Annotated in this window: 22 protein-coding genes; 6 read left to right on the top strand and 16 right to left on the bottom strand. The window is 65.6% G+C overall.

Annotation, left to right across the window (positions count from 1 at the left end):
- Nucleotides 1–106: 106 nt before the first annotated feature.
- Both FW760_RS15225 and FW760_RS15230 read left to right on the top strand, forming a co-directional pair.
- A complete protein-coding gene (locus FW760_RS15225; protein ID WP_043863502.1) occupies nucleotides 107–892 on the top strand; it encodes an AraC family transcriptional regulator in 786 nt (261 codons plus the stop codon).
- Between the two features lie 75 nt (nucleotides 893–967).
- Nucleotides 968–1,252 (top strand): PsiF family protein, encoded by a 285-nt coding sequence (locus FW760_RS15230; protein WP_043863501.1) that lies wholly within the window; start codon nucleotides 968–970, stop codon nucleotides 1,250–1,252.
- Nucleotides 1,253–1,266: 14 nt separating this feature from the next.
- Here FW760_RS15230 and FW760_RS15235 read toward each other — a convergent pair whose 3' ends face one another.
- On the bottom strand, nucleotides 1,267–2,211 hold the full coding sequence (locus tag FW760_RS15235) for a hypothetical protein (RefSeq protein WP_275730168.1): 945 nt from the start codon (nucleotides 2,209–2,211) through the stop codon (nucleotides 1,267–1,269).
- Nucleotides 2,204–2,755, bottom strand: a complete 552-nt coding sequence (locus FW760_RS15240; protein WP_116052605.1) for a hypothetical protein — start codon at nucleotides 2,753–2,755, stop codon at nucleotides 2,204–2,206. The genes FW760_RS15235 and FW760_RS15240 overlap by 8 nt, the downstream gene beginning before the upstream one ends.
- A gap of 166 nt (nucleotides 2,756–2,921) precedes the next feature.
- On the opposite strand from FW760_RS15240, the gene FW760_RS15245 reads away from it, so the two are divergent.
- The gene (locus tag FW760_RS15245) at nucleotides 2,922–3,929 is read left to right on the top strand and encodes an AI-2E family transporter (RefSeq protein ID WP_054916161.1); all 1,008 of its coding nucleotides are present in this window, start codon (nucleotides 2,922–2,924) and stop codon (nucleotides 3,927–3,929) included.
- Nucleotides 3,930–3,973: 44 nt separating this feature from the next.
- Here FW760_RS15245 and FW760_RS15250 read toward each other — a convergent pair whose 3' ends face one another.
- From FW760_RS15250 to FW760_RS15260, 3 genes are read right to left on the bottom strand one after another with little or no spacing between them, the layout of a single operon-like run.
- Nucleotides 3,974–4,912, bottom strand: coding sequence for a hypothetical protein (locus FW760_RS15250; protein ID WP_116052608.1), 939 nt, complete (start codon nucleotides 4,910–4,912; stop codon nucleotides 3,974–3,976).
- Complete coding sequence (locus tag FW760_RS15255; RefSeq protein WP_043863496.1) at nucleotides 4,909–5,823, bottom strand: hypothetical protein; 915 nt, start codon at nucleotides 5,821–5,823, stop codon at nucleotides 4,909–4,911. Before FW760_RS15255 ends, FW760_RS15250 begins: the two co-directional genes overlap by 4 nt.
- Nucleotides 5,824–5,850: 27 nt before the next feature.
- Nucleotides 5,851–7,116, bottom strand: coding sequence for an Hsp70 family protein (locus tag FW760_RS15260; protein WP_043863495.1), 1,266 nt, complete (start codon nucleotides 7,114–7,116; stop codon nucleotides 5,851–5,853).
- Between the two features lie 166 nt (nucleotides 7,117–7,282).
- On the opposite strand from FW760_RS15260, the gene cbpA reads away from it, so the two are divergent.
- Together cbpA and FW760_RS15270 are read left to right on the top strand one after the other, a co-directional pair.
- Entirely contained in the window at nucleotides 7,283–8,245 is a 963-nt protein-coding gene (gene cbpA, locus FW760_RS15265; RefSeq protein WP_043863494.1) for a curved DNA-binding protein, read from the top strand.
- Between the two features lie 2 nt (nucleotides 8,246–8,247).
- Nucleotides 8,248–8,553: a chaperone modulator CbpM gene (locus FW760_RS15270; RefSeq protein WP_043863493.1), complete on the top strand. Its 306-nt coding sequence runs from the start codon at nucleotides 8,248–8,250 to the stop codon at nucleotides 8,551–8,553.
- Nucleotides 8,554–8,652: 99 nt separating this feature from the next.
- Here the strand turns inward: FW760_RS15270 and FW760_RS15275 are convergent, their stop codons facing one another.
- From FW760_RS15275 to urtA, 6 genes are all read right to left on the bottom strand, one after another.
- Entirely contained in the window at nucleotides 8,653–9,174 is a 522-nt protein-coding gene (locus FW760_RS15275) for a GNAT family N-acetyltransferase (RefSeq protein WP_058541576.1), read from the bottom strand.
- A gap of 32 nt (nucleotides 9,175–9,206) precedes the next feature.
- A complete protein-coding gene (gene urtE / locus FW760_RS15280) occupies nucleotides 9,207–9,905 on the bottom strand; it encodes an urea ABC transporter ATP-binding subunit UrtE (protein WP_043863491.1) in 699 nt (232 codons plus the stop codon).
- A 103-nt stretch (nucleotides 9,906–10,008) separates the two neighbouring features.
- On the bottom strand, nucleotides 10,009–10,869 hold the full coding sequence (urtD, locus tag FW760_RS15285; RefSeq protein WP_167400197.1) for an urea ABC transporter ATP-binding protein UrtD: 861 nt from the start codon (nucleotides 10,867–10,869) through the stop codon (nucleotides 10,009–10,011).
- Nucleotides 10,866–11,945, bottom strand: coding sequence for an urea ABC transporter permease subunit UrtC (gene urtC / locus FW760_RS15290; protein WP_043863489.1), 1,080 nt, complete (start codon nucleotides 11,943–11,945; stop codon nucleotides 10,866–10,868). Before urtC ends, urtD begins: the two co-directional genes overlap by 4 nt.
- Entirely contained in the window at nucleotides 11,945–13,447 is a 1,503-nt protein-coding gene (gene urtB, locus FW760_RS15295) for an urea ABC transporter permease subunit UrtB (protein WP_043863488.1), read from the bottom strand. Before urtB ends, urtC begins: the two co-directional genes overlap by 1 nt.
- 127 nt (nucleotides 13,448–13,574) lie before the next feature.
- Nucleotides 13,575–14,840, bottom strand: coding sequence for an urea ABC transporter substrate-binding protein (gene urtA / locus FW760_RS15300; RefSeq protein WP_043863487.1), 1,266 nt, complete (start codon nucleotides 14,838–14,840; stop codon nucleotides 13,575–13,577).
- A 247-nt stretch (nucleotides 14,841–15,087) separates the two neighbouring features.
- On the opposite strand from urtA, the gene FW760_RS15305 reads away from it, so the two are divergent.
- A complete protein-coding gene (locus FW760_RS15305; RefSeq protein ID WP_043863486.1) occupies nucleotides 15,088–15,618 on the top strand; it encodes a hypothetical protein in 531 nt (176 codons plus the stop codon).
- Here the strand turns inward: FW760_RS15305 and cycA are convergent.
- The 5 genes from cycA to FW760_RS15330 all read right to left on the bottom strand — a co-directional run bounded on the left by cycA (nucleotide 15,609) and on the right by FW760_RS15330 (nucleotide 22,184).
- Nucleotides 15,609–17,030 (bottom strand): D-serine/D-alanine/glycine transporter, encoded by a 1,422-nt coding sequence (gene cycA, locus FW760_RS15310; protein WP_054916158.1) that lies wholly within the window; start codon nucleotides 17,028–17,030, stop codon nucleotides 15,609–15,611. The genes FW760_RS15305 and cycA overlap by 10 nt on opposite strands.
- A gap of 178 nt (nucleotides 17,031–17,208) precedes the next feature.
- Nucleotides 17,209–18,222, bottom strand: coding sequence for a FecCD family ABC transporter permease (locus tag FW760_RS15315; protein WP_043863484.1), 1,014 nt, complete (start codon nucleotides 18,220–18,222; stop codon nucleotides 17,209–17,211).
- The gene (locus tag FW760_RS15320; protein ID WP_078479887.1) at nucleotides 18,219–19,163 is read right to left on the bottom strand and encodes an ABC transporter substrate-binding protein; all 945 of its coding nucleotides are present in this window, start codon (nucleotides 19,161–19,163) and stop codon (nucleotides 18,219–18,221) included. Before FW760_RS15320 ends, FW760_RS15315 begins: the two co-directional genes overlap by 4 nt.
- Nucleotides 19,160–19,948 carry an ABC transporter ATP-binding protein gene (locus FW760_RS15325; RefSeq protein WP_043863482.1) on the bottom strand — a complete coding sequence of 263 codons (789 nt, stop codon included), beginning with the start codon at nucleotides 19,946–19,948 and terminating at the stop codon, nucleotides 19,160–19,162. Before FW760_RS15325 ends, FW760_RS15320 begins: the two co-directional genes overlap by 4 nt.
- Nucleotides 19,949–20,045: 97 nt before the next feature.
- Nucleotides 20,046–22,184: a TonB-dependent receptor gene (locus FW760_RS15330; protein WP_088514156.1), complete on the bottom strand. Its 2,139-nt coding sequence runs from the start codon at nucleotides 22,182–22,184 to the stop codon at nucleotides 20,046–20,048.
- Between the last annotated feature and the right edge of the window lie 5 nt (nucleotides 22,185–22,189).

Here is a 22,189-nt window from a genome sequence, read left to right on the forward strand (position 1 = left end):
GGACTCTTTGAAGATGACGGCGGTCATTATCCGCCTGTCTGTCTGGATGTTTATACTGCGATCCAGACAACCCGCCCATTGATCCAGACAGCATTCGACCGACAGCATGGCACGCAAATACCTCGACATCCCGCAGCTGGACGCGCTACCGGCACCGGTGTACTTCCGCTATGACGAGTTCGGCGCCGATACCCACAGCGCCGCGCACCGTCACGCCTGGGGCCAGCTCAACTACACCGCCCACGGGGTGATGCAGCTGGAGATCGACGGTCGGCGCTTTTTCTCGCCGCCCAACTACGCGGTATGGGTGCCGCCGGACACCGAGCATGGTTGCTACAACCCCCAGGCCGTGGTGTACCGCTCGGTGTACATCACCCGCGAGCTGAGCCAGAGCCTGCCTGCGCAGCCGTGCAGCCTGGTGATCAGCGACATCCTCAAGGCCATCCTCGGCGATTTTGCCCGGCGCGACGTCAAGGTACCGCGCACCGATGCCGACCAGCGCCTGGCCCAGGTGCTGGTGGACCAGTTGCACTGCGCGCCGGTGCACACCGGCTACCTGCCGTATGCCCAGGGCCCGGGCCTGCGCAGCGTGCTGCAGGCCCTGCAACGCAACCCTGGGGACAACCGTCCGCTGGGCGACTGGGCCGCCAGCGTGCATGTGAGCGAGCGCACCCTGGCCCGCCAGTTCATCCGCGAGCTGGGTATCAGCTTTGGCGAATGGCGCCAGCGCCTGCGGTTTCTGCGGGCCATCGAGGCCCTGGAGGGCGAGCAGAGCATCCAGCAGATCGCCTTCGACCTGGGCTACGGCAGCCCATCGGCTTTTATCGCGATGTTCCAGCGCCAGGCCCAGTGCACCCCGGAGCAGTACCGACGCCAGGCGCGCCGCGGCTGACAGGGGTTTGTAAAAATTCTTGTCTACACTGGTGTCGAGGCTGCGCGGATGGCGTGGCGACCAGGAGAATGCCCCATGAAAATGTTGCGTGTGCCGTTGCTGCTGCTTGGCGTCCTGATGTGTTCGCAGGGGTTCGCCGCCACCGCGCAGCAGGAGAAGATGAAGACCTGCAATGCCGACGCTACCTCCCAGGCGCTCAAGGGTGACGCGCGCAAGGCGTTCATGAGCACCTGCCTGAAAAAGGCCGAGCCCGCGACCCAGCAGGAGAAGATGAAGACCTGCAATGCCGACGCCACCACCCAGGCGCTCAAGGGCGACGAGCGCAAGGCGTTCATGAGTACCTGCCTGAAGAAGAAATGAGCCCCTGCTGAGGCTCAGTCGCGTGCCGGCAGGCCCACATACACCAGCCGGTCCACGCCCTCGCCAAAGAAGAACGAGAACGGCCGCCCCAGTGCGTCCATGCGCTGGTTGCACTCGGTGTGCAGTTCCCGGGCACGCGCATGGGTCATCTCGGCCATCGGCGCCGATACCAGTGGCGGGCCGATCACGAAGTGCAGGTGAATGTTGTCGGGGTTCAGGTAGTCGAGCCAGTTGCGGGTGCTGAACGCCACCTGCAGGGTGCCGTTATCGACCAGTCGACGCAGCGCCGCGTCTTCGAACTGCAGGTGCACTGGCACCTGGGCGGCCTGGAAGTCGCGGTTGCGCACGTGCAGCAGGCCCTGACGGCCCGAGCCGAGCTCGCCTGGCCCGGTGGCGAGCATGTAGAACGGCAGTGTCGGAGTCATGCCGGCCTCCAGGGTGCAGAGCATCTGGTCATCGGCCTGCGGCAGCACCTTGAGGTAGGGGTTGCTGTGCGGCGGGGTACCGATGCCCTGGCCAAGGGCAATGTGCAGGTTCTGCGGGGTCAACACGGTGGTGTCGAAGTGACGCGGCGGCGCGCCGGTGCCCTGGCGCTGGCCGGTCAGCCCCTGGGCCTGGTCGGCGTCGAACCGCAGCTTCATGTTCAGGGTCACCGCATTGCGTGCCGGGATGATGGCTTCGAACACCTCGCGAATCTCGTCCAGCTGCTGTGGGCTCAGTGAGTCGTCCGTCAGGCGCAGGTGCACCACCTTGTCGTTGTACTCGTCCATCTCCATCACCAGGCTGTCGGTGGGGATGTGGTGCGCGGCCAGCAGCGCGAAGATCGATTCGCGGTAGCTGTAATGCACGTCCCGGCTGTAGTACAGGTCGCCCACCGGCGCCTGGAAGTGCAGCAACAGAAAGTCCTTGTCACAGCCTGCGAGCAACAGCGCGAGCGCGCACAGCAGTACCTTACGCATGGGGTTCCTTGGCCGTGTCGGCGTGTTCCTGCAGCGGCAGCAGGCGAGGCTGCCACAGGCGCAGGGTTTCGATGAGGGTGGGCCGACCATTGACGCTAAGAATGATGGCCACGCCCCGGCTGAACATCACCTCCACCTCGTTGTGCGGGTCGGTCTTTTCCTCGATGTCCTCCAGCGGCATGTGCACCGCGATGCCCTGGATGCGGTGGTGTGTTTCGCCGAAGTGCTGCAGCGAGTAGCCCCAGGTGTCCAGCGGGCCTTGCAGGCGGTACACCGCAGCGCGCTTGCCGGTGACGTGGGCCAGTTTCTTCCAGGGCAGGTCGGTGGTGCCGACCAGCTTGCGCAGCATGTAGGCCGGGCCGCCGAGAAACGCCAGGGCCTCGCGCTCGCCGTCGTTCAGCTGGCGTATCGGGGTGGCGCGGCGCAGGTACCTGACGCGGTTGAGCCAGGTCATGAAGAACGTCCAGAAGATCGGCGTGATGCGCCAGACAATCAGCACGCAGAGAATCGGCACCAGTATTTCGAGGATATCTTTTTCGCGCATGCACGCTCCTGCGATTGCGCATGGGCGCGCGGTCATTCCGTGAGGGCGGGCATCATAGAAAGATTGCCCTGGCAACGCCAGCGCGCCGCGCCCCGCGTGCCCCTATGCCTGCTCGTAGAAGGCTGGCAGACTGCCGTCTTTGTGGTCTTTCTGCCTCCGAGGTTGTATGACATTTACCCAGCGCCAGATCGTCCTGGCGAGTTGGCTCATCGTGTTCACCGGGTTGCTGCTGGCGCTGCCGCTCAAGCTGCTGCCCAGCCTGCTGGCCGGCCTGCTGGTGTTCGAGCTGGTCAACATGCTCACGCCCAAGCTGCAGCACCTGATTGCCGGGCAGCGTGCGCGCTGGGTGGCGGTGGCGTTGCTGGGCACGCTGATCGTGAGCGTGCTGAGCCTGCTGTTTGCCGGGGCCATCAGCTTTCTGCTGCACGAGGCGGAGAATCCCGGCGCGTCGCTGGACAAGTTCATGCTGCTGGTGGACCAGGCGCGCGGGCAGTTGCCGCCGTTCATCGATGCCTACCTGCCGGCCAGTGCGGCGGAGTTCAAGGTGGCCATCGGCGAATGGTTGCGCACCCACCTGGCCGACCTGCAACTGGTGGGCAAGGGCGCGGCGCACATGTTCGTGACCTTGCTGATCGGCATGATCCTGGGCGCCATCGTGGCCTTGCAGCGCATCCCCGACCTGACCCAGCGCAAACCGCTGGCCGCGGCCTTGTTCGAGCGCCTGTCGCTGCTGGTGCAGGCGTTTCGCAACATCGTGTTCGCGCAGATCAAGATCTCGCTGCTCAACACCGCCTTTACCGGGGTATTCCTGGCGGTGGTGCTGCCGCTGTTCGGGGTGCACCTGCCGCTGACCAAGACGCTGATCGTGCTGACCTTCCTGCTGGGGCTGCTGCCGGTGATCGGCAACCTGATGTCCAACACGCTGATCACCATCGTCGGCCTGTCGCTGTCGATCTGGGTGGCGGTGGCGGCGCTGGGCTACCTGATCGTGATCCACAAGGTCGAGTACTTTCTCAATGCGCGCATCGTGGGCGGGCAGATTCGCGCCAAGTCGTGGGAGCTGCTGCTGGCGATGCTGGTGTTCGAGGCGGCGTTCGGCTTGCCGGGCGTGGTCGCGGGGCCGATCTACTATGCGTACCTGAAGAGCGAGTTGCGCCGGGCCGAGCTGGTGTAAGGCCGACGGGCCTCTTCGCCAGCCTTGCTGGCGAAGAGGCCAACTCATTTCTGTGGATAAGTGACCGCTTCCACCCGATCCAGCCCCGCACCCATGAAGAAGGTGTACGGCCGCCCGAGCTTCATCTGCTCGGCGTAGCACTGGCTGTTCAGCGCCTTGACCCGATAGTCGATCTGGTAGGCACGCATCAGCTCGTGCTCGCCCAGGTCCGCCAGCTTGAACGCGATGCTCAGGCTCTTGCGGTTCTGCTCGTCAGCCGGCAGCAGCGCGAGTTCACCCTTGTCGACCTGCTGCTGCAGGCTGGCCTGCTTGAAGCGGTAGCGGGCACTCACCTTCCACAGGCTGAAGGCATTCGCTTCGCCTGTTTCGGCAAACTCCAGCACCACCCGCTGCGGGTCATCGCCCTTGGCCGCGTAGACGTCGGTCATGCCCGGGTAATACTGGCGCGGGCTGATGTACAGCAGGCAACTGACCTCGGCCTGCACCTGTTCGTTGACATCCATCGTGGTGCCCGGCCATTGCTCCGGCATCGCGGCCACCGTGCTCACTTCGTCGCCCGGTTCGGCGGGCAGGGTGAACGAGGCGGGCATCGCCTCCAGGGCCTGCAGCTGGCTTGGGGTCAGGCGCTGGCGCTCGGCGGCGGTGGGTTGCAGGGTGACTTCGATAGCGAAGGTGACAGCGTTGCGCGCCTGCACGATGTCCTCGAACAGCCCGCGCAAGGCGGCCTGCTGCTGTTCATCCAGCGGTTGCAGCAGCACCACATGCACCAGGCGCTTGTCCTCGGCATCCACGTCGAAACGCAGGCGCTTGGGGTCGACCTGGCGCTGTTCGAGGGCCTCGCCGATCATCTGCAGGTTGATCGGGTCCAGCCCCCAGCGGGCGGTGCCGACGTCGGTCTGAAAGCGCACGCTCATGAGTGTTTCATCGCCGCAGCCGCCCAGCAGCAGCGCGCTCGACAGTGCCAGGGTTCTGGCCAGGTTCATTGGGTTTCTTCCTTGTAGGTCACCGATTCGAGCCGGTCCAGGCCGTCCCCGACCCGAAAGCTCAGGGGGCGTGGCAAGTGGTTGGCAGCGCTTTCGCACGAATGGATCAGCTGCGAAGCATTGGGTTGCAACGGAAAACTGCGGTACAGCCGCTGTTGCCCCAGGTCCGAAAAGCCCAGCATCACCACCAGTGGGTCCACCGACAGGTAGTTCGGCTCGACGAGCCACAGTTCGCCTTTGTCGATCCTGCCTTGCAGGCCGGCGTCGGTCAGCCGGTAATGCGCCGGGTAGTGCGCTTCGCCCAGCTCGACGCTGACCTGATTGGCCGTGTCCAGCGTCATCTGCCACAGGCCGGTGATGCCTTCCGGCAACGGCTTTACCGGCAGCGCCTGCAGTTGGCAGGTGACCTTGGAGTTGATGCGTTCGGTCACGTCCCGCGGCACGTTGTCGTCGTCCCTGGGCATCAGCGCCATGGTCAGCACCGTTGGGCTGAGCTCCAGCGGGATCAACAGCGGTTGCGGCAGCGCGTCGATCCGCTGGCGCTCTGCCGCGCTCAGGGCCTGGCGTTGCTCGGGGGTGATGTCCAGGGTGAGTTCGATCTGCAGCGTGTTCGCCGCGCGTGCCTGCAGGATCTCGTCGAACGGTTCGCGCAACGCCTTGCGCTGCGCCTCGCTCAGCGGCTGCAGTTCCCTCACGTACACCAGGTGTTGGTCTTCGAGGTCGACCCGCCAGCGCAGGCTTTTCGGGTCGATCTGGCGTTGCACCAGGGCCTCGTCGATCATCTGCTGCTTGCGCGCGTCCAGGCCGGTGCCCGACGAGCCGGCCGAGTCCTCGAAGCGCAGGGTCATCAGGTCGTCGTTGCAACCGGCCAGCAGCAGGGCGCTGATCAGCGCCAGGGGTTTGAAACTCATCTGTTCACGTCCTTGTGGGGCGGCGGGCTAGCCGTAACGCTTGCGGGCTTCGATCGCCAGGCCGCTACCGATGCTGCCGAAGATGTTGCCCTCGACGTGGCGCGCGTTGGGCAGCATGGCCGCCACGCTCTGGCGCAGGGCGGGGATGCCGCTGGAGCCGCCGGTGAAGAATACCGTGTCGACCTGCGCCACACCGACGCCGGCCTTGTTCAGCAGCTCGCCGACGCTGCCACGCACACGTTCGAGCAGGCTGTCGATGGACGCCTCGAACAGCGCACGGGTCAACTCCACACTCAGCTCGGGCTGCACGCGCTTGAGGTCGACCAGGCGGCTGTCGCTGTGGGTCAGCTCGATCTTGGTGGCTTCCACTTCCATCGCCAGCCAGTGCCCGGCGCGCTGTTCGATCAGCTTGAACAGGCGGTCGATGCCGTCGGTGTCCTCGATGTCGTAGCGCATGCTGCCCAGCGCCAGCTGGGATTTCTGCGAGTACACCGAGTTGATGGTGTGCCAGGTGGCCAGGTTCATGTGGTGGCTGGTGGGCATGAAGGCACCGCTTTTCATGCGGCTGCCATAGCCGAACAGCGGCATCACGCCCTGCAGGCTCAGCTGCTTGTCGAAGTCGGTACCGCCGATGTGCACGCCACCGGTGGCCAGAATGTCGGCGTGGCGGTCATCGAGCATGTGGCGCTCGGGGGCCAGGCGTACCAGCGAGAAGTCCGAGGTACCACCGCCGATGTCGACGATCAGCACCAGCTCTTCGCCCTGGATGCTCGACTCGTAGTCGAAGGCTGCGGCGATGGGTTCGTACTGGAACGACACGTCCTTGAAGCCGATCTTCTTCGCCACCTCGGCCAGGGTGTCTTCGGCCTCCTGGTCGGCGGCCTGGTCGTCGTCGACGAAATGCACCGGGCGGCCCAGCACCACCTCGTCGAAGTCGCGCCCGGCATTGGCCTCGGCACGCTTCTTCAGCTCGCCGATGAACATGCCCAGCAGGTCCTTGAACGGCAGCGCGGTGCCCAGCACGCTGGTGTCGTGCTTGATCAGCTTGGAGCCCAGCAGGCTCTTGAGCGAGCGCATCAGGCGGCCTTCGTAGCCCTCCAGGTACTCGTGCAGGGCCAGCCGGCCATAGACCGGGCGCCGCTCCTCAATATTGAAGAACACCACCGAGGGCAAGGTGATCTTGCCGTCTTCCAGGGCAATCAGCGAATCCACGCCGGGACGGTGCCAGCCGACGGTGGAATTGGAGGTGCCGAAGTCGATACCGCAGGCGCGGGCCGGGGATGCGTGACTCATGGGTGTGCTTCCGGGGGAAAAACGGCCGCGCAGTTTATGCCAGCCATCGGCAGAATCAAGACCGAATATCTGCTCGACAGCAATCCTTTGTCCGACTTGAAAGGCTATGCTTGACCCCAATCTTCACAGCAGTGATGCATTCGATAACCGATGGTGAATCGTAAAGATGGACTTCAAAGACTATTACAAGATCCTTGGCGTAGAGCCCACGGCGGATGAAAAGGCGATCAAGACCGCCTACCGCAAGCTTGCGCGCAAGTATCACCCGGACGTCAGCAAAGAGCGCGACGCCGAAAACCACTTCAAGGAAGTGAACGAGGCCTATGAGGCCCTGAGCAGCCCTGAAAAGCGCGCCGAATACGACGAGCTGCGCAAGTACGGCCAGCACGGCCGGCCCTTCCAGGGCCCGCCGGGCTGGGAAAGCCGTGGCGGTGGCGGTGGCGGTGCCGACTTTGGCGGCGGCGACTTCTCGGACTTCTTCAGTTCCATTTTCGGCTCGGCCGGACGTGGCAACGGCAACCCCTTTGGCCGTGGCCAGCAACGCAGTGCCGGTCGGCGAGGGCAGGACGTGGAAATGGAACTGGCGATTTTCCTCGAGGAAACCCTGGCCAACGAGTCGAAGAAGATCAGCTTCCAGGTGCCGCAGTACAACGCGGCCGGGCAGCGCACGGGCGACACCACCAAGACCCTCAACGTCAAGATCCCTGCCGGGGTGACCGACGGCGAGCGCATCCGCCTCAAGGGCCAGGGTGCACCGGGCGTGGGCGGCGGCGCCAATGGCGACCTGTACCTGATCATTCGCCTGGCACCCCACCCGCTGTTCGATGTCGAAGGTCATGACCTGATCATCACCGTGCCGCTGGCACCGTGGGAGGCTGCGCTGGGCACCAAGGTCGAGATGCCGACCCTGACCGGCAAGGTCAACCTGACCATCCGCCCCGACAGCCAGAGCGGCCAGCGCCTGCGCATCAAGGGCATGGGCCTGAGCAACAAGCAGGGCCAGCGTGGCGACCTGTATGCGCAGCTGAAAGTGGTGATGCCGACGCAATCGAGCGCCGAAGCCCGCGAACTGTGGACCAAACTGTCGGAGAAGGCCGGGTTCAACCCGCGAACTCAATGGAGTAAGTGACCATGAGCAGTACCCTGATCGTTCAACTGGACATGCGAACCCTTTGTCAGGAGGCCGATGTACCGGCAGCCTACGTGATCGAGATCGTCGAGCACGGCATCGTTGAACCTTCGGGGCGAACGCCGGAGGAATGGGTGTTCGACGACCGTGCCCCGGTGCTGGCCAAGCGCGCGGCCAAGCTGCACCAGGAGCTGGAACTGGAGTGGGAAGGGGTGGCGCTGGCGCTGGAGCTGCTGGAGGAAGTGAAGCAGTTGCGCAGTGAGAATTCGATGTTGAAGCAGCGCCTGGGAAGGTTTGTGCAAGGCTGACCGGCCCAATCGCGGGTCAAGCCCGCTCCCACCGATACGCCGTTGGCCTCCAAGCCAGCGCTGTACCTGTGGGAGCGGGCTTGACCCGCGATGAGGCCCTCAGCCCTGTGGGGGCTGCGCCCCCGGTGCCAGCATCAGTTGCATGAAGGTCAGGTCCAGCCACTTGCCGAACTTCACCCCCACCTGCGGCATCTGTCCGTTCAGGGTGAAGCCCAGCCGCTCGTGCAGGCGGATCGACGCCGTATTGCCGCTCTCGATCGCCGCCACCATCACATGCTTGCCACAGCCCCTGGCACGCTCGATCAGCGCCTGCATCAGCAACGGCCCCAGGCCCTGGCCGCGCTGGTCGCTGCGGATGTACACCGAATGCTCCACGGTGTGGCGAAACCCCTCGAACGGGCGCCAGTCGCCGAACGAGGCATAGCCCAGCACGTCCCCTGCCTCATTCACCGCCACCAGAATCGGATAACCCTGCGCCTGGCGCGCCGCGAACCACGCCTGGCGATTGCCCAGGTCGACCGTCTGCTCGTTCCAGATCGCCAGGGTGTTGAGCACCGCATCGTTGTAGATATCACGGATGGCCGGCAGGTCGGCGTGCACGGCGTCGCGGATGTGATTCATGACAGGCTCTCGAAACGGGACAGGCGCACAGATTAAATCGTAACCAGGCCGCGTACACCTTCGGCCTCCATGTTTTCCCCGCGGCCCTGCTGCACGATCTCGCCGCGGGACATCACCAGGTACTGGTCGGCCAGTTCGGCGGCAAAGTCGTAGAACTGCTCCACCAGCAGAATCGCCATGTCGCCACGCGCGGCCAGTTGGCGGATCACCGCACCGATCTCCTTGATCACCGATGGCTGGATGCCTTCGGTGGGCTCGTCGAGAATCAGCAGGCGCGGGCGGCTGGCCAGGGCGCGGCCGATGGCCAGTTGCTGTTGCTGGCCACCGGACAGGTCGCCGCCGCGGCGGTGTTTCATCTGCAGCAGTACCGGGAACAGTTCGTAGATGAAGGCCGGCACCTCCCGCGCCTGGCTGGCGCCGAAGCGTGACAGGCCCATCAGCAGGTTCTCCTCCACCGTCAGGCGCGGGAAAATCTCGCGGCCCTGGGGCACGTAGGCGATTCCGGCGTGCACGCGCTGGTGCGGCTTGAGCGTGGTGATGGCCTGGCCCTCCCAGTGCACGCTGCCTTCGCGGGCGGGCAGCAGGCCCATCAGGCAGCGCAGCAGGGTGGTCTTGCCCACGCCGTTGCGGCCCAGCAGGCAGGTGACCTCACCGACCTTGGCCTGGAACGACAGGCCGCGCAGGATGTGGCTGCCGCCGTAGTACTGGTGCAGGGTGTCGATTTTCAGCATGTGCCTTGTCCTTTTTTGTCTTTACCGGCCTCTTCGCCGGCAAGGCCGGCGCCTACAAGAGCCGCGGTGTCTCTGTAGGAGCCGGCGTTGCCGGCGAAGCTTTTCAGCGCCCCAGATAAACCTCGATCACCCGATCATCGGCCTGCACCTGTTCCAGCGAACCCTCTGCCAGCACGCTGCCCTGGTGCAGCACCGTCACATGGTCGGCAATGCTGCCGACAAACCCCATGTCGTGCTCCACCACCATCAGCGAATGCCGGCCGGCCAGGCTTTTGAACAGCTCGGCGGTGAATTCGGTCTCGGCGTCGGTCATGCCTGCCACCGGTTCGTCCAGCAGCAGCAACTGCGGGTCCTGCATCAGCAGCATGCCGATCTCCAGAAACTGCTTCTGCCCATGGGACAGCAACCCCGCCGGGCGCTGCGCCGACCCGGTCAGGCGAATGGTCTGCAGCACCTGGTCGATACGGTCGCGCTGTTCGCCGCCGAGTCTCGCGCACAGGCTGGCCCACACCGACTTGTCGGCCTTCTGCGCCAGTTCCAGGTTTTCGTACACGCTCAAGGCCTCGAACACCGTCGGCTTCTGGAACTTGCGCCCGATGCCGGCCTGGGCGATCTGCACCTCGCTCATGCGCGTCAGGTCCAGGGTTTCGCCGAACCAGGCCTTGCCGGTGGTGGGGCGGGTCTTGCCGGTGATCACGTCCATCAGCGTGGTCTTGCCCGCCCCGTTGGGCCCGATGATGCAGCGCAACTCGCCCACGCCGATGTACAGGTTCAGCGCATTCAGCGCCTTGAAGCCGTCGAAGCTCACGCTGATGTCCTCCAGCGTCAGCACCGTGCCGTGGCGCACGTCCAGCCCCGGCTGGCGTGCCTGGCCCAGGCCGATGGCATCGCGACCGCTGCCGGCGTCGATGATCGGTTCGAGCATGAACTCGGGGTGTACGGCAGGCAGCGGTACGCTTCTCATTGTTCACCCCTTTTCTTCAGCAGGCCGACCACGCCTCTGGGCAGGTAAAGCGTTACCAGAATGAACAGCGCACCGAGAAAGAACAGCCAGAACTCGGGGAACGCCACGGTGAACCAGCTCTTCATGCCATTGACCACGCCGGCGCCCAGCAGCGGCCCGATCAGCGTGCCGCGCCCGCCCAGGGCTACCCACACGGCGGCCTCGATGGAATTGGTGGGCGACATCTCGCTGGGGTTGATGATGCCCACCTGCGGCACGTACAGCGCACCCGCCAGGCCGCACAGCACGGCGCTCAGCACCCACACGAACAGCTTGAAGCCGCGCGGGTCGTAGCCGCAGAACATCAGGCGGTTCTCGGCGTCGCGCAGCGCCGTGAGCACGCGCCCGAACTTGCTGCGCGCCAGGCGCCAGCCCAGGTACAGGCTGCCCGCCAGCAAGGCCACGGTGAGCAGGAACAGCACCGCGCGGGTGCCCTGGGCGGTGATCTCGAAACCCAGGATGCTGCGAAAGTTGGTGAAGCCGTTGTTGCCGCCAAAGCCGGTCTCGTTGCGAAAGAACAGCAGCATGCCGGCAAAGGTCAGGGCCTGGGTCATGATCGAGAAGTACACGCCCTTGATCCGCGAACGGAACGCGAAGTAGCCGAACACCAGCGCCAAAAGCCCCGGCGCCAGCACCACCAGGCACAGTGCCCAGGCAAAGTGCTGGGTGCCGGCCCAGTACCACGGCAGCTCGCTCCACGACAGAAAGGTCATGAACGCCGGCAGGCCGTCGCCGGCCGCTTCGCGCATCAGGTACATGCCCATGGCGTAGCCGCCCAGGGCGAAGAACAGGCCATGGCCCAGCGACAGCAACCCGGCGTAGCCCCACACCAGGTCCAGCGCCAGGGCAACGATGGCGTAGCACAGGATCTTGCCCACCAGGGTCAGGGTGTAGGCCGACACCTGCAGGCTGTGGCCGGCTGGCAGCAACGACAGCAGTGGCAGGGCGATCAGCACCAGCAGCACCAGGGCGCCGACGGCCAGGGTCAGGCGCGGGCCGGCTTTTTGCGTAGCAGTGACAAGCAGTGGCTGGTTCATCAGTCGATTACCCGTCCCTTGAGGGCGAACAGGCCTTGCGGACGCTTCTGGATGAACAGAATGATCAGCGCAAGGATGAGGATCTTGCCGAGCACCGCACCGATCTGCGGTTCCAGCAACTTGTTGGCTATGCCCAGGCCGAACGCGGCCCACAGGCTGCCGGCCAGTTGCCCGACGCCACCGAGCACCACCACCAGGAACGAGTCGATGATGTAGCTCTGGCCCAGGTCCGGGCCGACGTTGCCGATCTGGCTCAGGGCCACGCCGCCCAGGCCGGCGATACCCGAACCCAGGCCGAAGGCGAGCATGTCCACGCGCCCGGTGGGCACGCCGCAGCAGGCGGCCATGTTGCGGTTCTGGGTGACGGCGCGCACGTTCAGGCCCAGGCGGGTGCGGTTGAGCAGCAGCCAGGTGAGCAGCACCACGCACAGGGCGAAACCGATGATCACCAGGCGGCTGTAGGGCAGCACCAGGTTGGGCAGTACCTGCAGGCCGCCGGAGAGCCAGGCCGGGTTGGCCACCTCGACGTTCTGCGCGCCGAACAGCAGGCGGATGGCCTGGATCAGGATCAGGCTGATGCCCCAGGTGGCCAGCAGGGTTTCCAGCGGGCGCCCGTACAGGTGGCGGATCACCGTGCGTTCGAGCAGCATGCCGACCCCGGCACTCACACCGAAGGCCACCGGCAGTGCCAGCAGCGGGTAGAAGTCCAGCGCGCCGGGGGCGTAGCGCTGCACCAGCACTTGCACCACGTAGGTGCTGTAGGCGCCGAGCATCAGCATTTCGCCGTGGGCCATGTTGATCACCCCCAGCAGGCCGAAGGTGATCGCCAGGCCCAGGGCTGCCAGTAGCAGGATCGAACCCAGCGACAGCCCGCTGAAGGCCTGGCCGAGCAGCTCGCCGATCAGCAGCTTGCGCTTGACCTGGGCCAGGCTGGTTTCGGCGGCGGTGCGCACCGTGGGGTCGGTTTCCACACTGGGATCGAGCAGGCTTTCGAGGCGGGTGCGGGCCATCGGGTCGCCGGTTTCGCCCAGCAGGCGCACGGCGGCCAGGCGTACGGCGGGGTCTGTCGCGACCAGTTGCAGGTTGGCCAGGGCCAGGCCCAGGGCTGCGTGCACGGCGGCGTCGGGCTCGCTGGCAAAGCGCCGGTCGAGGAAGGCGACCTGAGCGGGCTGCGCGCTTTTCTGCAGTTGCTGGGCGGCGGCCAGGCGGACCCTGGCGTCATCGCTGAGCAGTCGATGGCTGGCCAGGGCGTTGTCCACCAGGCCGCGCAGGCGGTTGTTCAGGCGCAGCTTGCGGCTGTCGTCCGGGCCCAGGCGGCCTTGCTGCAGCGAACTCAGCAGTTCGAGGCGCGCGGGGTCGGGTTGCGCCGCCCAGCCCTGCAGCAGGCTGGCCTGTTCGTTGGGCTTGGCGGCGATGAAGTAGTCGGCGTCGCCAGCGGCCCGGGCTGCCAGAGGCAGCAGCAGGAGCAGGGCGAGCAACAGCGAGTGGAGTGCCTTGGGCATGGCGGCTTCCTCGAAAGGTTAGGTGACTGTCAGGGCCTCTTCGCGGGTCAAGCCCGCTCCTACAGAGTTCGGTGATCCCTGTGGGAGCGGGCTTGACCCGCGATGGGCCGCACGGCGGCCCCCTGCCTCAGTTGCCTTTCACGGCATAATCCGGCCGCTTGTCGTTGCCCGGAATGAACGGGCTCCACGGCTGCGCGCGCAGCGGCTGCTCGGTCTGCCACACCACGCTGAACTGCCCGTCATCCTGGATCTCGCCGATCATCACCGGCTTGTGCAGGTGGTGGTTGGTCTTGTCCATGGTCAGGGTGAAGCCCGATGGCGCCTTGAACGTCTGCCCCGCCAGCGCCTCGCGCACCTTGTCCACATCGGTGCTCTTGGCCTTTTCCACCGCCTGGGCCCACATATGGATGCCCACATAGGTGGCCTCCATCGGGTCGTTGGTCACCGCCTTGTCGGCGCCCGGCAGGTTCTTCGCCTTGGCATAGGCCTTCCAATCGGCCACGAACTGCGTGTTGACCGGGTTGTCCACCGACTCGAAGTAGTTCCACGCCGCCAGGTGCCCCACCAGCGGCTTGGTGTCGATGCCGCGAAGCTCCTCTTCACCCACCGAGAACGCCACCACCGGCACGTCGGTGGCCTTCAGGCCCTGGTTGGCCAGTTCCTTGTAGAACGGCACGTTGGAGTCGCCGTTGACGGTGGAGATCACCGCCGTCTTGCCCCCGGCCGAGAACTTCTTGATGTTGGCCACGATGGTCTGGTAATCGCTGTGGCCGAACGGGGTGTACACCTCCTCGATGTCCTTGTCGGCCACGCCCTTGCTGTGCAGGAACGCACGCAGAATCTTGTTGGTGGTGCGTGGGTACACGTAGTCGGTGCCCAGCAGGAAGAAGCGCTTGGCCGCGCCTCCGTCCTCGCTCATCAGGTATTCCACCGCCGGTATCGCCTGCTGGTTGGGCGCTGCCCCGGTGTAGAACACGTTGGGCGACATCTCTTCACCTTCGTACTGCACCGGGTAGAACAGCAGCCCGTTGAGTTCCTCGAACACCGGCAGCACCGACTTGCGCGACACCGAGGTCCAGCAGCCGAACACCACCGCGACCTTGTCCTGGGTCAGCAACTGGCGGCTCTTCTCGGCGAACAGCGGCCAGTTGGAGGCCGGGTCGACCACCACCGGCTCCAGCAGCTTGCCGTTGACCCCGCCCTTGGCGTTGATCTGCTCGATGGTCATCAGGGCCATGTCCTTGAGCGAGGTCTCGGAGATCGCCATGGTGCCCGACAGCGAATGCAGGATGCCGACCTTGATGGTCTCGGCGGCCTGGACCGTCCAGCTCAGGCCCATCGCGGCAATCGACGCGCTGAGGGTGAATGCCTTGATCAGACTGCGACGCTTCATAGTGCTCTCTCCATGGGATCGAATGGTTCTGCTCGGCAGACGGCGACTTTGTGCAGAGAGCTTTAGCAAGGGCTGTGCCGATGTCGTACACAGGCTTGCCAGCGGCGTGTTCACGAGGTGCAGGGCAGGGTGGGTGCACCGGGATGGCGCTTGCCGTGGTGCAGTACGCGCAAGACTGCACAGCAATAGTTCACGGCGATGCCTTATGCTTGCGCCCTCACTTCAACTCGGCTCAAGGATTTTCGCCATGGAAGCGTCATCGCTGTACTTTCGCTGCAACATCACCCCGGCCCAGTACCAGGCCGCGGTGACCTCACCTGCGGCGGGCGCTGGCGAGTTCGATGACTGGCAGCAATGGCTGGACGCCGCCGAGGTGCACGGGGTACGTGATCTTGACCAGAAGGCGCCTGAAAATGCGGTGGCGCTGGGCGATTTGCTTCAGGGCTGGGTCGACTGCATGTACGGCAGCCTGATGCAGTACGACGAGGCGTCGCAGGTCTGGCAGTTCGCGTTGGTGGAGTTCACCAACAATTACGGCGAGATGATCCAGCTGCTGGCCCCTCTGCGTCAGATGGCGAAGTACGCCAAGCCGGAGTCGGACAGCTTCCTGCTGGTCTATTCGTATATCTGGGGTGATGGCGACAATGCGTTCCTCACCCTGGGCCAGCAGCGCAGCCAGTTTGCCAGCGGCCCTTCGCCCGAACAGCGGGCCGAGGCCGATGGCGTGCTGGAAGGGCTTGCCCAAGCCCTCCAGCAGCAGGAGTACGACTACGACTGACGCGGCGTGGTAGCGGGCACCGGCACACGCGCCTGGCGCTTGCGGCGCACGGTCTGGTAGGTCACGGCCAGCAGCACGAACCACAGCGGCGTCACCAGCAGGGCCTGGCGGGTATCGCTCTCCAGGCACAGCAACACCAGGATGAAGGCGAAGAACGTCAGGCATACCCAGCACATGAAGCGCCCGCCCGGCATCTTGTACTTCGAGGCCTGGTGCAGCGGCGCACGCTCCTTGCGGTAGGTGAGGTACGACAGCAGGATCAGCGTCCACACGAACATGAACAGGATCGCCGACACCGTGGTCACCAGGGTGAAGGCTTCGATCAGGTCGGGGATCACGTACATCAGGGCCGCGCCCAGCAACAGGCAGGTGCACGAGAAGTACAGGCCGTTGGCCGGCACCTTGCGGCTGGACAGGGTCTCGAAGCTTTTTGGCGCATCGCCCTGCTGGGCCAGGCCGAACAGCATGCGGCTGGTGGAAAACACCCCGCTGTTGGCCGAGGAGGCCGCCGAGGTCAGCACCACGAAGTTGATGATGCTCGCCGCCGCCGGCAGCCCGGCCAGCACGAACAGCTCGACGAACGGGCTCTTGCCCGGCACCACGTCGCGCCACGGGGTGACGGCCATGATCGCGATCAGCGCCAGCACGTAGAACATGATGATGCGGATCGGGATCGAGTTGATCGCCCGCGGCAGGGTGCGCTCGGGGTTCTTCGCCTCGGCGGCGGTGGTGCCCACCAGTTCGATGCCGACGAAGGCGAACACGGCAATCTGGAAGCCCGCGAAAAAACCCATCAGGCCATGGGGGAACATGCCCGCGTCATTCCACAGGTTGCTCAGCTGTGCACTGGTGCCGGTGGGTGACTGGAAGCCGACGAACACCATGTACAGGCCGGTGCACACCAGCGCCATGATCGCGATGATCTTGATCAGGGCGAACCAGAACTCGATTTCGCCGAACAGCTTCACCGTGATCAGGTTCAGCGACAGCAGCACGCCGACGCAGGCCAGGGCCGGCGCCCATTGCGGCAGGTCAGGGAACCAGAACTGCGAGTAGGCGGCGATTGCGATCACGTCGGCAATGCCGGTGATGATCCAGCAGAACCAGTAGGTCCAGCCGGTGAAGTAGCCGGCCCAGGGGCCGAGCAGGTCGGCGGAGAAATCGATGAACGACTTGTAGTTGAGGTTCGACAGCAGCAGTTCGCCCATGGCACGCATGACGAAGAACAGCATGAAACCGATGATCATGTAGACGAAGATGATCGACGGGCCAGCCAGGCTGATGGTCTTGCCCGAGCCCATGAACAGGCCGGTGCCGATGGCCCCGCCAATCGCGATGAGCTGGATATGGCGGTTGGTGAGGTTGCGTTGCAGGTCGTGGGCCGGGGTGTCCGGCGGTTGCTGGTTGGTCATGGGTGGCATTCCATTGAGGAGTCAGTCTTCTTGTGCGTGAAGCGCTCGCTAGGCTATCACGGGCTTTTGCCCTGGCGAGGTGGCAATACGTCTCAAGTTGGTACGTTCGCACCGCTTTGTTGATCGCGGTCAAGGCAGGATTTCCGGGCCAGGCAAGGGCTCAGCGCCAGGCAGCAGTTCAGCGCCGGCGCATCATGCCGATGAAGAACAGCCCGCCGATGGCCGCCGTGGCGATGCCGATGGGCAGGTCTTCAGGGGCGATCAGGGTGCGTGCGGCCACATCCACCCAGATCAGGAACAGGCTGCCCAGCAGCAGCGACACCGGCAGCAGCCGGCGGTGCTCGGCGCCCACCAGGCGCCGCGCAATGTGCGGCACCATCAGGCCGACAAAGCCGATGGAACCGCTGATCGCCACCAGCACGCCGGTCAGCAGCGAGCAGATCAGAAACGCCAGCAGGCGCACCGAGCGTGCGTTCAGGCCCAGGGTCACGGCGGTCTGCTCGCCGGCCATCAGCGCATTGAGCGCGCGTGCCATGCCCAGCAGCAGGCCCAGCCCCAGCAGCACGCTGGCTGCCGGCACCGCCAGCAGCTCCCAGCGCGCCAGGCCCAGGCCGCCGAGCATCCAGAACATCACCGCCGAGCTTGCACGATGATCGCCCATGAACAGCAGCAGGTTGGCCAGCGCCATCATCACGAAGGCCACGGCCACCCCGCACAGCAACAGGCGGTCGCTGTCCAGGCGGCCATGCCGGCTGGCAATCGCCAGCACCAGCAGCATGCTGCACAGCGCGCCGACAAAGGCTGCCAGCGGCAGGGTCAGCACGCCGATCAGTTCACCCACATGCAGCACCACCAGCACCGCACCCAGCGTGGCGCCGGAGGTCACGCCGAGCAGGTGCGGGTCGGCCAGCGGGTTGCGCGTGACCGCCTGCAGCACCGCGCCGATCATCGCCAGGCCGCCGCCCACCAGCGCGCCCAGGAGCATGCGCGGCACCCGGATCAGCCACACGATATGTTCCTGGCCGGCGGTCCAGGCGGGCACCTCGGGGGCAATACCGAACACCTTGAACAGCAGCACCCGGGCGACCACCTCGACCGGCACCGGGGCCGAACCGAACCCCAGCGAGAGCACGCACGACACCAGCAGCAGGCCGCTCAGCGCCAGCAGCATCAGGCGATAGCGAGTGTTCATGCGCCGTGCAGGCCCTTGGCGATGGCCTCGATCGCCTCGACGTTTTCCAGGCTCGGCGTGGCGGCCACATAGGGGATGACCACGAAGCGCCGGTTACGCACCGCGTCGACCGATTGCAGGGCCGGGTGCTGTTCCAGAAACTGCTGCTTCTGCGCGGCGGTGATCTCGCCATAGTCGACGATCACGATCACCTCGGGGTTGCGTTCGACCACGCTTTCCCAGTTCACGCGGGTCCAGCTGGCCTCGATGTCATCGAGGATGTTGCGCCCGCCGGCGGCGTTGATCAGCGCCTCGGGCATGCCCAGGCGCCCGGAGGTCATGGCGCGGTCTTCGCCGCTGTCATACAGGAACACCCGCGGGCGCTGCGCCGGCAGGTGCTGCTGCACGCTGGCCACGCGCTGCTGCATCTGCTCGATCAGCTGGCTGGCGCGGGCCTGCACGTCGAAGATCCGGCCCAGGTTGCGCAGGTCGGTGTAGGTGTCGTCCAGGCTCGCCGGCGGGCGCTTCATCACGAACGCGCACGACTCGGTCAGCTCGTATACCGCGATGCCCAGCGGTGCCAGGCTCTGCGGGGTGAGGTCGCCGCCCACGCGCATGCCGTAGTCCCAGCCGGCGAAGAAGAAGTCGACGTTGGCGTTGAGCAGGGTTTCCACCGAAGGGTACTTGCTGGCCAGCTCCGGCAGGCCGTCGAGTTCCTTGCGCAGCGCCGGGGTCACTGCCTTCCAGCCGCTGACGCCGCTGTAGCCGACCATCTTCGTGCGCAGGCCCAGGGCGAGCATCATCTGGGTCATGTTGATGTCGTGGCTCAGGGCGCGTTCGGGGGCCTTGGCGAAGGTCACCTCGCGGTTGCAGCTGTGCACCGTGAGCGGGTAGTGCGTGACCTCGGCCAGGGCCGGGCCGGCGACCAGCAGCAGCGCGGCAAGCAGGGCGGATCGAATCATTGGGGGGCTATCCAGGTGATGCGTGGATGGTCGGCCAGCGGGTGGCGGTCGATCAGCGCCTGAACGCCGAACACCTCGCGCAGCAGCTCGGCGGTGAGGACCTGGTGCGGCGTGCCGCTGGCCACGATGCGGCCGTGGTCGAGCACGTACAGGCGGTCGCAGAAGGCCGCGGCCAGGTTCAGGTCGTGGATGCTGGCCAGGGTGGCGATGCGCAGCTGGCGCACCTGGTGCAGCAGGGCCAGTTGGTAACGCGGGTCGAGGTGGTTGGTCGGCTCGTCGAGGATCAGTACGCGCGGTTGCTGCACCAGGGCGCGGGCCAGGATCACGCGCTGCTTTTCACCGCCCGAGAGGGTGGCGAAAGCGTGGTCGTCGAAGCCGTGCAGGCCGACATCGAGCAGCGCCTGCTGCACACGCTGGCGGTCTTGGCGGCTGTCGCCGTCGAACAGGCCCTGGTGCGGAATGCGCCCCATGGCGACCACTTCGGCCACGCTCAGGCCAAACGCGTCGGGAAACTCCTGCAGCACCACCGCGATGCGCTGGGCACACCAGCGCGGCGATTGTTGCCAGAGGTTGTGGTCGTCGAGGGTGATGTGCCCGCGTTCGGGGGCGTTGAAGCGGTAGGCGCACCGCAGCAGGCTGGTCTTGCCGCTGCCGTTGGGGCCAATGAGGCCGACGAATTCGCCGGGGCGCACCTGCAGGTCGACGCCACGCAGCTGGAACTGGTGGTGGCAGTGGCCGTGGCCTTTGGGGGACCAGTGCAGGTTGTGGATATTCAGGGTGGTCATGTGTCGTCTATTCGGGCCTCTTCGCCGGCAAGGCCGGCTCCTGCAGGACCGGTGTGGTGTGTAGGAGCCGGCCTTGCCGGCGAATGGGGCGACGCGGTCAGAAGGTGTAGTCGGCCGTCACGAAGAACGAGCGCGGCTCACCCAGGATCCATTGCTGGCCGTCATTGTACTGACTTTGCGCGTACCGACGGTCGAACAGGTTGTTCAACTGCAGGCCCAGCGTGGTATCGCTGAGCACCTGCCACGCCACCGAGGCATCCACCACCGTGTAGCTCGGCAGCCGGGTAGTGTTGCCCATGTCGGCATAGCGCCCGTCCACATAGCGCACCCCGGCGCCGGCGCGCAGGCTGTCGGTCAGGCCCTTGCTCAGCCACAGGTTGGCGGTGCGCCCCGGTACGTCGGTGGGGCGGTTGCCGGCCCGCGATACCATCACGCCGTTCACCTCCTGCTCGAATTCGTCATAGCGTGCACGCACGAACGCGGCGTTGGCCTGTACCTGCCAGTCGTGCGGCAGCTGCAGGTCCAGGCTGGCCTCGATGCCGTCGGACGACTGCTTGCCCACCTGCAGTTGCCGGCCGGTGCCGATCTGCGACGGGTCGTCGGTGAGCAGGTCCTTCTTGACGATGTGGTATGCCGCCAGGGTCCATTCGCCACGCTGCTGCCAGAACTGCTGCTTGACCCCGACCTCGGTCTGGCGCGCCTTGGCCAGGCCGTACTGCTGCTGGTCGGGGCTCAGCGAGATCAAGCCGCCAACGCCATCGGTGCTGGTGGCGTGCTGGGCATACAGTGACGTTTCGGGGGTGAGGGCGAACACCAGCCCGGCCTTCCAGTTGTTGCCGTCCAGGCTGGTGTCGCTGCGTGTGTTGCCGGTCACTTCGCTGCGCAGGTCGTTGCGGTCCAGGTGCACCACGTCGCGGCGCACGCCCGTCACCAGCGACAGGCGCTCGGTGAGCTGCAGGCGGTTTTCGGCGAACAGCGCGAACTGGTGGGTCAGGCTGTCGAACTGGGGACGGTAGGCCGAATCGCTGGCAAAGCCGCTGCGCTGCGGGTGGCGCAGGTCGATCGGCTCGCCGCCGACGATGCTGTCGTTGAACGGCGCGTTGCTGTTGAGCTGGAAGCGGATGCGGTTGTAGTCGGCGCCCACCAGGGTCTGGCTGTCGAGGCCGAACAGGCTGTGCCTGAAGGTGAAGGTCTGGCGATCACCCACCTGCTCCTGCTGGTGCTTGATGCCGAAGTTCCCACTACGCAGCAGTTGCTGGCTGGCCGCATCCCAGGTGTAGTTCTCGGCGTTCTGCCAGCGGCGGTTGGCCTTGAGGTAGTACAGCTCGTTGGTGGAGCTGACGCTGTCGCTGATCTGCCACTCGGTGGTCAGGCGCGTCCACTGGTCGTTGTAGTGCTGCTTGTCGTTGCTGATGTTGTAGTTCTTGTCGCGCAGGCTCTCGCGCAGGTGGCCGTTGATCAGCGGCGTGCCGAAGTAGTTCATCGGCTTCTGGTCGCCATAGTCGTGCGCCAGGGTGAAGGCCAGGTCGTCATTGGCCTGCCAGCGCAGCGCCGCGCTGATGGCGGTGCTGCTGGAGTCGCCGTGGTCGATCCAGCCGTTGCTGCGCAGCTGGTTGATGTTCAGGCGGTAGCTCAGGCTGTCGGTGAGCGAGCCGCCGCTGTCGAGGGCGGTCTGCTGGCTGTCGTGACTGCCGTAGCCCAGGCGCAGGTGGTTGACGATCTCGCCCTCGAAGGGCTTTTTCGGCACCACGTTGACCACCGCACCGGTGGCGCCTTCGCCATACAGCACCGAGGCCGGGCCGCGCAGAACGTCGATGCGTTCCACCGACCAGGTGTCCACCGGGAAGGTCACGGTGCCCATGCCGGTGTACATGCGGTTGCCGTCGAACAGCTGCATCACCGAGCTCTGCCCGGTGAAGCCGCGGGCCTGCAGCGAGGTGCCGCCATCGCCCGGGGTGCCGGTGCGGCTGATGCCGGTACTGCGCGACACGCCGTCCTGTACGCTGCGATCGCCACGTGCACGTACCTGCTCGCCGCTCAGGCTCTCGACGCTGCCCGGGGTTTGCAGGGCGTTCAGGTTCAGGCGCGAACCGGCGCTGGTCGGGGTATCGAGGCTGACCCGCTGTTCGGCGTCGGCCGTGGCGGTGATGGTGCCGGCAGGCAGGGTCAGGGTGTTGGCCAGGGCGCAATCGCACGCGGCCAGCAGGCTCAGGGAGCCGATCAGGTACTTGTTCATCGGAA

Source organism: Pseudomonas sp. 1176_21, from assembly GCF_052850635.1.